This is a genomic window from Flagellimonas hadalis, from assembly GCF_007785775.2.
Classification (GTDB): Bacteria; Bacteroidota; Bacteroidia; order Flavobacteriales; family Flavobacteriaceae; genus Flagellimonas; species Flagellimonas hadalis.
This window is the reverse complement of sequence record NZ_VNIK02000020.1, coordinates 1-15398: the sequence shown is the minus strand read 5'-3', so window position 1 is coordinate 15398 and position 15398 is coordinate 1. Positions and strand designations below refer to the sequence as shown.

General features: G+C 40.5%; 13 protein-coding genes and 1 pseudogene. 9 read left to right on the top strand and 5 right to left on the bottom strand.

The features are described from left to right. From FOT42_RS17615 to FOT42_RS17600, 4 genes and pseudogenes are all read right to left on the bottom strand, one after another. Positions 1 to 795: pseudogene (locus FOT42_RS17615) on the bottom strand (tail fiber protein); the annotation flags it as partial. Continuing rightward, positions 782 to 1753, bottom strand: a complete 972-nt coding sequence (locus tag FOT42_RS17610; protein WP_151891750.1) for a hypothetical protein — start codon at positions 1751 to 1753, stop codon at positions 782 to 784. The gene FOT42_RS17610 and the pseudogene FOT42_RS17615, both read right to left, overlap by 14 nt. 7 nt (positions 1754 to 1760) lie before the next feature. Beyond that, on the bottom strand, positions 1761 to 2600 hold the full coding sequence (locus FOT42_RS17605) for a tail fiber protein (RefSeq protein ID WP_151891749.1): 840 nt from the start codon (positions 2598 to 2600) through the stop codon (positions 1761 to 1763). After that, positions 2587 to 3438, bottom strand: coding sequence for a tail fiber protein (locus tag FOT42_RS17600; RefSeq protein ID WP_151891748.1), 852 nt, complete (start codon positions 3436 to 3438; stop codon positions 2587 to 2589). Before FOT42_RS17600 ends, FOT42_RS17605 begins: the two co-directional genes overlap by 14 nt. 543 nt (positions 3439 to 3981) lie before the next feature. Here FOT42_RS17600 and FOT42_RS17595 point away from each other — a divergent pair. The 9 genes from FOT42_RS17595 (at position 3982) to FOT42_RS17555 (ending at position 12895) form a co-directional block, all read left to right on the top strand. Further along, entirely contained in the window at positions 3982 to 4416 is a 435-nt protein-coding gene (locus FOT42_RS17595) for a general secretion pathway protein GspG (RefSeq protein ID WP_226789948.1), read from the top strand. Positions 4417 to 4890: 474 nt separating this feature from the next. Then, complete coding sequence (locus FOT42_RS17590) at positions 4891 to 6315, top strand: GspE/PulE family protein (RefSeq protein WP_226789947.1); 1425 nt, start codon at positions 4891 to 4893, stop codon at positions 6313 to 6315. A 143-nt stretch (positions 6316 to 6458) separates the two neighbouring features. Further along, positions 6459 to 8531 carry a type II secretion system protein GspD gene (locus FOT42_RS17585; RefSeq protein WP_226789946.1) on the top strand — a complete coding sequence of 691 codons (2073 nt, stop codon included), beginning with the start codon at positions 6459 to 6461 and terminating at the stop codon, positions 8529 to 8531. A gap of 98 nt (positions 8532 to 8629) precedes the next feature. Next, positions 8630 to 9751 carry a hypothetical protein gene (locus tag FOT42_RS17580; protein ID WP_151891746.1) on the top strand — a complete coding sequence of 374 codons (1122 nt, stop codon included), beginning with the start codon at positions 8630 to 8632 and terminating at the stop codon, positions 9749 to 9751. Then, a complete protein-coding gene (locus tag FOT42_RS17575; protein ID WP_151891745.1) occupies positions 9729 to 10247 on the top strand; it encodes a hypothetical protein in 519 nt (172 codons plus the stop codon). Before FOT42_RS17580 ends, FOT42_RS17575 begins: the two co-directional genes overlap by 23 nt. Positions 10248 to 10289: 42 nt before the next feature. Then, positions 10290 to 11084 (top strand): hypothetical protein, encoded by a 795-nt coding sequence (locus FOT42_RS17570; protein ID WP_192938440.1) that lies wholly within the window; start codon positions 10290 to 10292, stop codon positions 11082 to 11084. Positions 11085 to 11148: 64 nt separating this feature from the next. After that, on the top strand, positions 11149 to 11958 hold the full coding sequence (locus tag FOT42_RS17565; RefSeq protein ID WP_151891743.1) for a hypothetical protein: 810 nt from the start codon (positions 11149 to 11151) through the stop codon (positions 11956 to 11958). 77 nt (positions 11959 to 12035) lie between these two features. Next, positions 12036 to 12362, top strand: coding sequence for a helix-turn-helix domain-containing protein (locus FOT42_RS17560; RefSeq protein WP_151891742.1), 327 nt, complete (start codon positions 12036 to 12038; stop codon positions 12360 to 12362). A 2-nt stretch (positions 12363 to 12364) separates the two neighbouring features. Then, a complete protein-coding gene (locus FOT42_RS17555) occupies positions 12365 to 12895 on the top strand; it encodes a PsbP-related protein (RefSeq protein WP_226789945.1) in 531 nt (176 codons plus the stop codon). A gap of 374 nt (positions 12896 to 13269) precedes the next feature. Here the strand turns inward: FOT42_RS17555 and FOT42_RS18180 are convergent. Then, positions 13270 to 15398 (bottom strand): RHS repeat protein (locus tag FOT42_RS18180; RefSeq protein WP_470295079.1); only part of this gene is annotated, 2129 nt, incomplete at its 5' end.

The following is a 15398-nucleotide window of genomic DNA, read 5'->3' as shown; positions in this document are numbered from 1 at the left end:
CAACAACAACTTGTTCATCTCCCCCAATTCAATCCCATTCTCCTCCACTTCTTTGGCCGAGGGAATGTTGATGAGATGGCCCTTTTCTTTAATGTGCCGCTCAACTTCTTCCAAACTGGGAAGACGGTAACCATCCGCAAAAACATAATCTGCCCACCCGGTCTCCACTTTAATCTCCTCGGCCCTGATCTTGCCTTTCACTGCAAGTTTCCAAGTACCTGCATTCTTTGTTCCTATTCCGATATTGCCGTTTTCAGTATTAATGGTAAGAGCATCCCATGAGTCCTGGTTGGATACTCTAGTTCCAATGCCAAATATGTTCCCCCCGAAATTTTCCTCTGAAAAACCCATGTTTATACCCGTCAATCCTCCGTCTTGCCGAAACTGGAATATGGGATTGTCAAATTCATTGTTATTATCAGTATCTGCCTCCAATCTTAAGATGGCATCTCCTAAAGTGCCGGTGGATACATGTAGTTTCCCTTGTGGTGATGTAGTACCAATACCCGTATCCCCATTAGGTTTAAAGACCAACTGGTGCACCCCATCAAAAGCAAAGCCAATGCCATTGGTTTTGTGAAGGTTTATGCCATACGAGGTATTATCCAAAGTACCAATGGTAGGATCTGCGGCGCTAAATGTATTTGGGATTCTTATTTCATTATTGATTCTTAAAACCGGACCTACAATTTCATCGGCCGTACTTACTTCATTGCTTATGGACGTTGTATCCCATTGCGCATTTACATAACAGGAGGCGATCAACATCAAGACTATTAAACTAATTTTTCCCATTCCGAATTTCTTGTAAAAGTTTCTTATACTCTTTCTCTAAAAAGTCAATTCTTTTGTTCGAAGCTTCCAATCTTTTAATTTTCTCTTCTTGATTTAATGTATACAGCACCAACTCCTCAATCTTTTCCAAGAGCAGTTTGTTCATCTCCCCGAGTACAATCCCATTCTCCTCCACTTCCTTTGCCGAGGGAATGTTGATGAGATGGCCCTTTTCTTTGATGTGCATTTCCACCTCTTCTAGGGTAGGGAGATTGTACCCCTTTTTGAAAACATAATCCGGCCAACCAAATAAATCAACTTTGACTTCTTTGGCATGGATGTTTCCGTTGACTGCAAGTTTGGCATCTGGTGCAGACGTACCAATTCCAACATCACCATATCTATTGATACGTAGCGCTTCAAAATTGGGGGCAGCAGCCAGAGCACTTGTTTTAACCCTAAATGATAGACCTTGGACGTCATCGTCGGTGCTTTCTTGGATAGCCTGTATTTCAGGCCCGTTTGACTTTCCCAACATGATAGATGCCAATATATTACCAGAACCTACGTTATTACCATAAACATGTAACTTTGCATCAGGGACAGTAGTCCCTATCCCTACAAAACCATTTGTCGAAACCCTAACCTTTTCCCCTCCATCGGCTCTTAAACTAAGACCCTTACCTGCTTTTCCTCCAATAATAGCCTCATCAGTGTCCCAACTTAATATTCCATAATTAGTTGAAGTGCCCCACTCAATAACACCATCACCCCTAAACCGTATACTATTGTTTAGCTTTAGAATATAATCCCCATTACTTCCATTTACATGTAGGGCAGCGTCCGGATTACTAGTGCCTATTCCCACAATGTCAGTTGTAGTAAGGCTATTTCCATTTTCCAGCCACTGCGCATTCATAAAAGACATTGTCATAAGGAAAAAACACAACATGCCTTTTTTGATTTTCTGTATTATCATCGTTTGATCAGTTTTTTGATTCCAAATTTTCTATTCGCAATAACATTGCTTCTATTTTCTTCTCTTGCTCTAAAGTGTAAAGCGTCAATTCCTCAATTTTTTCCAACAGTTTCATGTTCATCTCTGCCAATAGGATACCATTCACTTCCATCTCCTTGGCTGATGGTATGTTGGGCAAGTGGCCATGCTGCTTGATATAGTTTTGGACTTCTTCCAGGGTCTTGAGGTCATATCCCTCTTTGAAGACATAATCAGGTCCGGGAACGGAAAGGTCCACTTTGACCTCTTCTGCATGGATTTTTCCTTTGACCGTTAATTTGGAATCTGGTGAGGTGGTACCAATGCCTACATCTCCATTATTGTTGGATGCATACAACACCGTTGGAATTATCTGGGACGAAATGTCTGTTTTACCAGTTGGATCATATTCCAAAATGACATTTTCCGTCAAGATCGAGTCAGAATCCATTATTCTGCTCCTTACATATATAAGCGGATAATGACCAGTAATCTTCACCACAAAATCATAATTGCTTCCATTGTCATAAATCTTTAAAATGTATCTATCATAACTGCCGCCATGAACTTCTTGGGTCACTTTAATACCATCCCTTGTAGATATATGATAAGTGTTCTCTCCTAGTGTATTATTATGCCAACTACCTCCAAAAATCTCCAACTTAATCTTTTGAAAATTGGATCCAGAAGAATATGGTAATTGCCCTACCTTATATTCCGGGTACCCATTGTTACTACCCAATTTTATTAGTCTTCCTTGTGCATATATGACAGAAGCTCCCAATAGCATGAAAAACAGAAGGATTTCTGTGATTTTACTTGTTGTCATAGACATTTCTTTTTGATTTAAGTTCCTTCTTAATTAAGTCAAGTTCTAATTCCAATCTATTGGAATTTCCTCTTAGCAACTTCATTTCATCCTGCTGCATCAAAATGTACAATGTCAGCTCCTCAATTTTCTCCAAGAGTTTCATGTTCATCTCTCCCAGTTTGATACCATTCGCTTCCATCTCCTTTGCTGATGGTATGTTGGACAAGTGGCCGTGCTCCTTGATATAGTTTTGGACTTCTTCCAGGGTCTTGAGGTCATACCCCTCCTTGAAAACATAATCAGGTCCGGGAACGGAAAGGTCGACCTTGACTTCTTCAGCGTGGATATTTCCTTTTACGGTCAACTTAGAGTCAGGGGAAGTTGTACCAATACCCAAATACCCATTATTTGTCAAACGCATGTATTCGACCAGTAGGTGCTGACCATCAGAATCATTGTCAATAGTGTTTCTGTACAACCATCTAAAACCATAATTTGAACCTTCAAAAACACCTTTCCCAGTATATTTGTTTGATCCAAAAAAATAATCCTTTGGATCATCATTATTCCTATAAGCATTAAATCCAATATGACCTGCCCATTTACTTGAATGACCATTCCAATTGGTTTGATAGGTCCAATCCAAATGAAGGGCTCCATAATGACCTGCCCTTATCCTACCTTCAACATGTAGTCTAGAATTAGGTGCAGAAGCTCCTATTCCAACATTGCCTCCATTATAATAAATATCCTGACCATTGGTTTGCCATTGGGAAAATGTGTTTGTAGTGGTCAAAAGCGCTATTACAATAGCAAAAAATGTCACATTGATTTTTTCAGTCATCTTAATACCCATTTCATGAAATATTGAGTGTTAAAAAATACATCCAGACACATATAGAAGAGAAGGAAAGGTTTCCCAGTGTTTATTGTTTTTTGAGAGGTCCAGGGCGGTAAGCTTAACCGATGGACAAAAAAAAGGAGCCTGCCGTTTGGATAAAAAGTAAATGGAATAAAACTGAAAACTTGTTGGAGCAGATGAACATTAAGTGTGTATCTTAAGTGCAGAATAGCCCCATTCGTATAGCTCTGGGCGAATAGCAAGGCAAGCGTAAGCCGTTCATCTATAGTTTTCAACAAAATATATGGCAATGGTTAGTTTGAAAGAAAAGTAACATTTTTTTCTGTAAGCTTTTTATTATTTTTATTCAAGGAAAGAATTTTTTATTAACACTTCCACCAAAAACCCGCCTAAAAAACTGATTGCCAATATATTGGGTTTTAAGTAAATTTTATCAAGAATAAACTCTAGGCATATCAGAATTGAATTAACCTTTTGGTAGGATATAATTTGTATTTTTCAAACAACTTAATTGTTCCGATTCAAAAAAAAAAGTAAATGAGCCCAACACAACCCAACTACGGAAAAGTTATGCTTGGAAAAAAAATAAAAGCCATCAATTTGCAGGAAACCCTTATCGTTTTGGCCATCATCGGGATATTGCTACTTCTCGCACTTCCCAACCTTATGCCATTGATATCCAAGGCAAAAAGTGTGGAGGCCCAGGTACAATTAAAGGCATTGTACAATGCCCAGACCACTTATAGGTACATGTACAGCAAATACTCCCTTAATTTGGATGAACTGGATTTTGAAGCTCCCAAGACAGTAAAGGAGAATGGGACCGCCAACTATGTCTATGAAATCATCAGTGCCGACAACGGACAGTTCAAGGCAAGAGCAGAGGCAATCACCGACTTCGATGGCGATGGTATATTCAATGTTTGGGAAATTGATGAAAATGGAAATCCAAAACAAACTGTAAAAGATTGATCGTTGTATTGAAGCTTTTATTGATCTCAGGTCTTGGAGCAATAGCTTGGCAAGATTTTAGGGAAAGACAGGTCTTATGGTTCCTCTTCCCTATAATTGCATTGCTGTTCGCGGCACTCCACTATCTTCTGGCGGTTGACTGGAGGGTCTTTCTTAATCAGTTGGCCATAAACTGGGTTTTGGTCAGCTGTATTGTTTCCATTCTATTCATCTATACCAAATTGATCACCAAAAAAAGGTTTTTAGATCATAGTATGGGGTTGGGTGATGTTCTCTTCCTTTTTGCGTTTGCTACAGGTTTTCCGACCATTTCATTTGTAGTTCTCTTGGTTTGCTCCATTCTTTTTTCCTTGCTGGCTTTCGTCATATTCAAACGCCGTATGGAATCGGACACCATCCCTTTGGCAGGATTTATGGGACTCTTTTTGATTGTCACAATTGGTCATGGTCTAATTTTTAATACTTCATTGTTTTATGGCAACTGAAATGAGTGAAAGTTTTTCCATACCAAAAGAATTGGCTCAACATATTACCGCGGAGCAAGCTTTTTTTTACAGAATAGTTCCAAAACAATTGAACAATAATGTTTTAACTTTTTGGACAGACACTTCCCGCCAAGAAAATCTTCTTTCCGAGCTGAAAATTGTTCTGGATTTTCCACTGGAACTCGAGCCAATACCAACAGAAAAGTTACAGAATCTATTAACCGCCAATTACCGTAAGGCACAACATGATCATAACTCTGAATTTCATTACACACCTGATTTTTTAGAGAAAATTATCTTCAATGCCAAAGCAATTGGGAGTAGTGATATCCATTTTGAGCCCTATGAGACACAATGTAGGATACGTTTTAGGTTGGATGGTAAATTGGTCGAGCAGTACCATATACCAATAGGTGAGTATCCTACCATCATAAACAAAATAAAAATTCGTGCAGGTCTTGATATTGCGGAAAAAAGATTGCCACAGGATGGACGTATCACCATCAAGTCCAAAGGAAACAACGAATTTGATATACGGGTATCCACCCTACCGACACTTTTCGGCGAAAAAATTGTTCTTCGTATACTCAACAAGGATACAAAATCTTTGACATTACAGGACTTGGGCTTAACTAAAAAAGAGCTCGGAAGATATGTTGAGGGCATCAGAAATCCTACTGGAATCATATTGATATCCGGGCCAACAGGTTCTGGCAAGACAACCACTTTATATGCTACCTTAAAGTTGTTGAACGACTCAAAAACAAATATACTCACCATAGAGGACCCCATTGAATATACGCTTGAAGGCGTAAACCAAGTCCAACTCAAAGAAAGCATAGGTTTGGATTTTTCCAGTGCTTTGAGAACCTTTTTACGTCAAGACCCTGATATCATAATGGTAGGTGAAATTCGGGATGTAAAAACAGCCAATATGGCCATAAGGGCTGCTTTAACCGGCCATTTGGTACTCTCCACAATCCATACCAATTCCGCGTGGGCCACTATATCCAGATTGATCGATATGGGGGTCCCGCCATTTCTTATTGCCAGCACCTTGAACATAAGCGTCGCCCAACGTTTGGTTCGAAAATTATGTGTAAACTGTAAAAAAAAGGAAGATATCAACCCTGAAATCTTTCCGGAAAATTATAGTCCCCCAAAAAGCTTGCAATACCATTACATCCCCATTGGTTGCCAAGATTGCCACCATACCGGCTATAAGGGAAGAAAGGCCATTTATGAAATCATTCCCATTTCGAGACCCTTGGTAGCGCACATCAAAAACAATTCTTTGGACATCGATGATTTCTTAAAAGAAAACAATATCAAAACCTTGAGCGAAAATGCCCTACTGCTTGTGCAAGAAGGGATAACCTCAATCGAAGAGGTCTATCCTCTACTAACCAATTAAAAAATATGAGAAACCTTTTGTTCCCAATATTATTACTTTTTTTTATCCCCACCCTTGCGCAAGAAGACAATCGGATACTAAATATTAAGAACAATCTTGAAGCACTTAGCGTTGACAACCCTGGACTATCAGAAAATTTAAAATTGGACATTAATGTCAACAGTGTACCATTGTCCAATTTTCTCTTGGCAGTCTCTCAAGTACACAAGATAAACATCAATATAGACCCAAGCCTTCAAGGAATAAATATTGTCAATAATTTTTCCAATGTAACAGTAGCCGATCTTTTGGTTTTTTTATGCAAACAATATGCCCTCGATATCAATTTTAGCGGAAACATCCTCTCCATATATCAATACCAACCGCCGCCTGAAGTTATCCCTGAAAAAGAAATACAGGTATCCTTTGATGCTTTGAACAATCTTGTGAGCATGGATCTTAAGGATGATCCATTGGAAAAGGTGTTCCGAAAAATAATAGACGTAACAGGACAAAACTTATTATTCAATGGCGCTATGGAAAATGTGCCTTTGACCCTATATATTAAGAATGTACCCTTGGACCTTGCCATGGAAAAGTTGGCGGAAACCAACAATCTGGTCTACTCTAAATCAAGGGACGGGTTTTACCTATTCGATATGGTACAAACCTCCACTGATCCAAATACGCCCAGAAGTATCAGCATGAAAAACAATGATTTCCAATACGAGGTATTGGACACCATTGGCCAATTACTAAATGTTGATTTTAAAAATGTCCCTATTGCCGATGTCATTGATGAAATCACTTACGATCTGCATTTGGATGTATATATGGCATCCTCTCTTGAACATGCGGGTAATGTGACTATGAATGCCAAGGAAATCCATTTTGACGAACTATTGACCAAGATATTTGAAAATGGGACAACAGGGAGCAACAAGAACCCTGACCCCTTCATAAATGATATGTCCAATCCGTCCCGGAACAGGGGGGACTTAAATCAGAACACCGCCACCCTTTCCAATCAAACACATTTTACGTTCAAAAAAGAGGGAAATCTATACTTTTTCGGCACAGCTGACCAATTAAGTGTCCGTAAGTTGGAAGTCGTCCAAATGATGCACCGATCCGTTGAGCTTCTTGGAGACCCCTCCCAATCTTCCGGCTACAGGAGGTCTGCGGGCAGAACAGTAGCCGGTGGTGTAAACTATTATGGAAATGGGAATTTCCAAAATGGTGCCAATGGTTTTGGGAATGGGCAGGCCAACTATGGACAAAACATGGGCATCAATCCTCAAAGGATAAATCCACGTGAAGATCAATTTGATAACTACAATTCAAGTGCGGAGGCCATCGTTAGTATTCTTCCAGATGAAGTTGTCGCAGATCTGGACATCAAAATGGATTTTGAACTCAACAGTTTTTTGATCAGTGGTCCAGCAGCCAACATCAATCGATTCAAAAAGTTCATACAGGAAATTGACAAGCCCGTCCCAGTTGTATTAATAGAGGTCATGATCATTGAGGTGCGAAAATCCGCCACTGTGGAAACCGGAATCAGTTGGGGAATAGGAGATGAACCAGTTGAAACATCCGGAAGGTTATTTCCTGAAGCAGATTTGACATTGGGGGCCAAAACGGTCAATAAAATTATTGGTGGCTTTGACGGTTTTGGTTCTTTTAACATTGGTCAGGTCGTCCCTGAATTTTTTGCGACCATAAAAGCCATGGAAGCCAACGGTAATATCAAGATCCGATCCACGCCCAAACTTTCCACCTTGAACGGCCACCGGGCAAACTTGTCCATTGGGGAAACCACTTATTATGTGGTCACTAGCCAAAGTTTTTATGGGTCCCAGATTCCCAGCACTTCAGAGATCAGGAATTACCTCCCCATCGATGCAGAACTTGCCGTGAGCATCAAACCCTTGGTATCCGGGAATGGGCAGGTAACCTTGGACATCAATGTCATTCAATCCGACTTTAGTAGTGAACGTATCGAAGACGATGCCCCCCCTGGCCTGACTTCCCGGGAATTCAGTTCCATCATCCGGATGCAAAACCAGGATTTGGCCATATTGGGCGGACTTGAAGAGAAGGTTAAAAACGATTCGGGCAGCGGGGTTCCTCTATTGGCTAGGATACCAGTAATCAAATGGCTGTTCAGTCAAAGAAAAAGGGAAGATTCCAAACAAAAACTCACCATTCTCATTAAACCAACAGTTATTTACTAGTGCTTGGACGTCTAAAAACATATTTATCAAAAGGAAGCTCCTTTTATGGAATGGAAGTCTTTCAATCGGGTGGGACGACAAAGATTCATTTGTTGGAAGTGTCCAAAAAAAAGGGAGAGCTGGTGATCATAAACCGTTTTCTTACCGATGATCTCTCCATACTGGCCCAAAAGGCAAAAAAAACGATCCCCTTATACTTGGTTTACAATACAGAGGGTGTAATCACCAAACGAACCCATGCAGGTTCCACCTTAAAAGATAGGGCCGCTGTGGAAAACCTCTTTCCCGGGCTCAATTTTGGAAACTTCTACTATCAAATTGTTGACCTAAACCCCTCCTCCTTTATCAGTGTTTGTAAAAAACAGGAACTCGATGCACTGGTTGATAAGATAAAGTCGCATAAGCTTGCCTTGGCCGGAATTTCCTTGGGCACTTCCGTTTTGGTTTCCATTTGGGACCATGTGCAGGACCATACATTATATACCAACGCTGACCTCATACGCAAAGAAGGAAATGACATTGGGGGCGTGATCATTTCCAAGAACACAGATCCCATACAGCAAACGTATACTATCAACGGATTGATAGTGGCCAATACCGACCTGCTCGGATTTTCAGGAGTGGTTAGTTTTTTATCTGGAAACCATGGCCAGGAGTCCAATTTCAAGGAAACCATAGAGGCTTTGGAAAATTCATTTGTTTCCAACAGAACCTTTAGTGTCCTTCTACGCGTTTTCATTTCTGCCATACTGGGTATCCTACTTGTCAATTTTCTGATTTTCAACCATTACTTTGAAAAAACAGAGCGCATCAAGACCAGTTTGGCCCTAGATACCGAAAACAAGAAGAACCTTACCCTTTTAAGGGAGAAAGTTGGAGAAAAAGAAAGAAAAGTGGATGCCATCATTTCCTTTTCCAATTCCAGAACCTCATTTTACTTGGATAGATTGGCCCTATCCACTCCAGAAAGCATATTGTTCTCAGAAGTGCAGTACAGCCCTCTGCAAATGCCTATTCAGACCTCAAAACCTATCTTATTGTATGACAATGTCATTTTGGTCTTGGGCTCTTCTTCCAACAGTGAAGATTTTTCCACATGGATCACCGGCCTTGAAACCCTGGATTGGGTCAAAAAGGTAGAGACCATGGACTACGATTATAAAAATAACAACAGCTCAGAATTCAAGGTACAGATAAGTGTCGAAGATCCTAAAAAATAAAGTTTTTGCCCTTTTGGTTAGTTTTATGCTGGTGCTGATGCTCAGCTATGCCCTTGCCATATCCAAAACCATCCAAATGCGGAAAGAATACCATGACCTGGAAAAGGAACAGCAGCAGTACAACAACCTATCACAGCAACTGCTCCTACTGCATAAAAAGGAAGCATATCTGGATTCTATACTGCAAAGTCTAAACCTTGACAATACATCCATAGAAAATAATCTCTTACGGGTGGTGAACCAAGAAGCTGAACGGAACCATTTGAAAGTGATAAACTTTGACCCGCCCCATGTCCATGAAATGGCTGGCACCCAATCCAAGACTTTTAACTTTGTGCTAAGGGGTACTTTTATCGATATCCTTAAGGCCGTTCACTCCATTGAAATGCAATCCAGTTTTGGGGAGGTGGTCCATCTAAATTTGGTGAAACAAAAAAATTACCGGACAGGGCAAGACTTTTTGGAGGCGACCGTGTTTATCCAAAAGCTAGAATAATGACCAGGCATTCCTGTTGAACTCCAATAAAAATCCATCCTTATGAAAAACTTCCTTCTATTTCTTATCCCATCAATTACAATCAATCTTTATTCACAGAGTCCGGTCAGTGGCATTCTGAACCACACAAATAGTTATTTCACCATGAATGCATATAGCAGCAGTTATGATGATGGGTCCTTTGCCAAACTTTTTTACGATGGCAACAAAAAACTGATCCACTTCTGGAATTCAGATGGTACCACACAATTTACTGGCTTAAAATTGGGCAATTTATATTCTATGGGTAAGTTGGGAGTAGGTACCTCCAGCCCCATCAACAATTTGGATGTCATTGGTGTTCTTGGGTTTAGGGGAATCAATGCGTCAAATTTGCCCTCCAGTCATTGGAGATTATATTTCAATGCCAGTTCCACGGTGGACAATGGGCTCCAATTTAGGGTAAACGATGAACTAAAGGTCAATTTTAAAAACGACACCTTTATGTTCGATGGCCTTATCCGATCCAAAGAGATAAAGGTTCAACTCAACGTTTGGTCCGATTTTGTCTTTGCCAAAGATTACAAACTCCCAACCTTGGAAGAACTGGAAACCTATATTTTGCAAAACCAGCATCTGCCTGTTATCCCCAGTGAAACGGAAGTCATTGAAAACGGTATCAATTTGGGAGAAATGAATGCCAAACTACTGCAGAAAATTGAGGAGCTTACCCTATATCTTATTGAGCAAAACAAGGAGTTGAAAATATTGAGAGCACAGAATTTGATTCATCAGGAGCAGTTGGAAACACAATCCAAGATCATCAAACAGATTCAAAAAAGTGGAAAATTCAAATGATAAACATCAACTTATGAAAAGACTGTATTTCCCTATATACATTTTATTTACTCTGACAAGTGTTATGAGTCATGGCCAAAGTTTCAATCTACCAGGTGATGGTAACTGGTACCTAGTCGCCACCATGGGTGGCAGGCATGCGGAAATCGAATACACATACAACCAAACCACATCCCACAATCCCTCGATTTCCAGTGGAAAAATCCAATTTATCAATTCTTCGAACTCACTGACCCAATACCACTGGACCAAGGGCTATGCCTCTTGGAACCAACCTCAGTTTGCATTGATAAACAAAGGCAGCCTTTCTGAGATTTGGGTAAAAGCAACCGTTGGAGTAAATACAGGAGGTTTTAATATTACCGGTTCACAGTATGCCAACCTTGTACTGGGAGCGACTTCAGATTCCAATCTCTCAGATAATGGTGGCGTGCTTAAGATTTTCGACAAGTTGCCCGATAACGCCCATACTTATACAGGAAACATCAATCTTGCGGAAGGAAAATTAGGCATAGGCACCACAACATTTGGAAGCCACAAACTTGCAGTTGAGGGTTCCATTGGGGCTCGGGAAATCAAAGTAGAGGCCAGTGGATGGTCCGATTTTGTCTTTGCCAAGGATTACGAAATCCCAACCTTGGAAGAACTGGAAGCCTATATTTTGCAAAACCAGCATCTCCCAGATATCCCCAATGAAACGGAGATCATTGAAAACGGTGTCAATTTGGGGGAAATGAACGCCAAACTACTACAGAAAATCGAGGAGCTAACCTTATATCTTATTGAGCAGAACAAGCAAAACAAAGCCCAACAAAAAAAGATTGAACAATTGGAGCAAAAAGTAGCGGCTCTAGTCCATAAATCCAAGGGGTAAACATATACCATTTGATAAATACTTTTAGGTTCTGTACATTTATTGAACACTAGGTTTATCCATAACAAACAGTACTTATGAGTTTTGGCAAACGCCTATCGGAAGTAGGGAAGTCCATGGGACTGTCGCAGGAAGAAGTGGCCAAGCACCTTGGCACCAAGGCACCCGTCATCGGCCGCTATGAACGTGATGAGATGAAGCCCTCGATAGAGACGGCCACAAAATTGGCTGACCTGCTCGAAGTGTCCCTCGATTATTTGGTGGGCAAGACCGATGTGGAAGTGGACAGGCAACTCCTAAAACGTGTCCTCGAGGTACAGCAGATGGAAGAGGAAGATAGAGAGCATATACTCTATACTCTAGATGCGCTTATCAAGAACGTGAAGCTAAAGTCAATCGCATAATGATGTCAAAAAAACCTATTTACTCAATAGTTTTAATTCTGATTTTATTTTTAAACTGTAGTGAAGGTTCAAGAACTTATCACGATAATGAATATGGCTTTTCTTTTGATTATCCTTCTGATTGGAAAGTTGCAAATGAATCCATTCATCACCAAGTTTTAATATACGAACCCGTAAAAGACACTGTAAATCAAGTTGCAACTAATATTTCTGTAGTGGTTAAAAGCAACCATGATATACCATTAAATATAAGGGCTGAATTGATAGAGCAGGAATGGGATGACAGTAATCAATATAAGAACTTTGAAATCTTGGAAAAAAGGGATGGGATATTCCAAAACGAAAAAGCTGTATACTATAAATGTCAGGCTAATGTTGAGGATTTCCCAGTGATGTGGAGAAAGGTCATATTAATAATAGACGATTCTTTTTATGATATAAGCATGACAACGACTAAAAACAAATTTGATGAGAAGAATCTAGTGTTTAATGATTTTTTGAATTCTTTTTCATTGGACTATAGTAAAAACTAACATTGCCACAACCGTAATAATAAGGCAATAAAAACTGTAGTTCGATAACCTTTTTAAACTTTCAGCACATTCTAGAACTTCATTGTCCTCAAGCGATTTCATTTTTTCTAAAAAACCAAATATTGGAACGGAAATCAACCAAAGAGAGCCATATCTTCTTCTACTTAAATTTTTCATGTAAAAATCGCTATGCTTCTCTTTCAAAAGCAATGAAGTCGTCAATAACTTCCTGAAAGACCAGTAATAATATACTGGACTAGATAGAAAAAAGAAAAATAGAATCGAGTATCCTATCTTTCCATTAAGTGGAAAAAATGACAACGCTACCGTCAAAAGCAGTAGCGTTGTTAAATATCTTAATTCATTATTAATTCTCACTGTAAATTATCTATGGCTTGATTTATCTGGTCAATCTGGTTCTGAACATTATTTATGTTTTCATTTAAATTATTCATTGATGCCTCGGAAGAATCTAGAGCATCAAGATTGGCCTTGAGTTCACGTAATTTTGCACTACGTTCCTCAGGGTTGCTAATCGACTCCAAACTACCTACAATATTCCTACTTGTCTCCCGTAAATGATTTTGCTGTTTGATAAGTGAATTTCTTTCCCGAGCTAATTCACCATACGTCCCTTGTAGATTAGATTTTGCAGAATTCAGGGCATCTAGAGCTACCGTTTTATTTGCTAAATCAGATATTGGCTTAAGGGTAGTATTGGATTTGTATCCGCTAATGGAGGCCACCACACCAGGTAAGCCCGCACCGACACCAAATGTTGTACTAACACCAAGATAACCAGAAGATTCCACAGCATTGATTGAAGCTGTTCCGTTTGCTATTAATCCTACGTTGGCATTAACACCCAATGAATAACCATCGCCAGCGGCATATTTGGCGGCAGGCATTGAAGGATAAAAAGTTACTCCTATCTCACTTGATATGGATACATTTGTTTCAAAACCAACACCATATTCTCCAAAACCATATACTCCATCGGGAGCTACAACAACACCGCCGCCACCGTATACGCTAATTCCTGCACTACCTGTAGTATATTTTCCAATCAGCAAAACCTCCAATCCTTCCAGTTCGATGCCATCAACTACTCTATTCTCTGAAAAATTGTAAGGCCCATTGTGTGGGAATTTCTCTGCCAACGGGTCAATGTTGAAAAATCTAGCTATTGCAGGATCATGGTTTCTCCACTTAAACGAATGCCAATTTAAACCCAAGTCTTTTGTAAGTTCTTGACCCTGATACGTAAAATGATTGTTTTCCACGCCTTGTATATTGCCATTATAACCACGATGCTCCAATCCAAAGGGATAGTAGTTCCTCTCATGTAATATCTCAGAACTGTCCACTGAACCGTCATTGTTAATGTCTTGATAGCTCAATCTTATATTTCCCAACTGGTCTTTATACTGATAAATGTAATCAAAACCTTGTGAATAATCATCGGGGTCTTTCGGAATCACATAACCTTCTGGATGACTGAAAAACTGCAGTTTTCCATTACTGTAAATATAGTTTCCAGCATAATCTTTGGTAGTACCCGTACTAAGTATCTTTTTCTGTTTCTTTCCGTTGGCACCATAAATGAAATCTACAGTCCCATTATATTCAGAACTGTTTACTGTAATCTTAACAGGTAAGTTCAAGTGATTGTACTCTATCCCCCCTGCGGCTATTCCTTTATTGAGGTCGGACGTCATGTTGCCGTTGGCATCATAGGTATACTCCGTGGTCTGGTTCACCAGATCTTTAAAGCCATGGTCGTCATTGCCGTTGTCCAGCACCTTGACAAGCCTGTTGCCGCTGTCATAGGTATAGACCAGATCATCCATGACACCAAAAGTGGTGGCCCCGCTGTTGGTGTGCCCCTTTCGGTTCAGGGCAAGGATGTTCCCGTTCTTGTCATAGGACACACTGTTCAGGTGATAGTTGGCACTGCTGGCCGTTGCAGAGGTGATCCGGTTCAGCGCGTCATACCCATATCGGTACCATTTCAAGTTGTTGTCCGTGTTGGCCGTGCGCCACTCCGTTTCGGCTATGTTTCCGTTGAACAGTGCCGTACCGCTATGGGACACTGTGTTGTAGTTGATCTTGAATGCCCAGAGGTCACTGCCCAGACTGGAGGGATTGTTAATGGCCTTTAGCCAGCCCCTAACGTTATATGTGTAGTCCACTGTCTGCAGCCCTCCTCCCACTTCTTTGCTCTCCAACTGGCCAAGGTCGTCATAGGTGTTCTCCACCAATGTCTCTTGGGCCTGGCCGCCAATGGTCTGTTTTTGCCACTGCAACCTGCCCTGATGGTCATATTCGAACAGGTCCGTGCCCACTATGTCGGCCTCCCCGATGCGCTGGTGAGTGGTCACGGTCCGCACCACCTTCCCCCCGAAATCAAGTTCGGTCTCCACGATGTCCGTGGTGTTCAGATAGTTGTTCTTGGAGGCCGTATAAATAGCCCTTCCCTTGGTATCATAGCCCGTTATGGTGG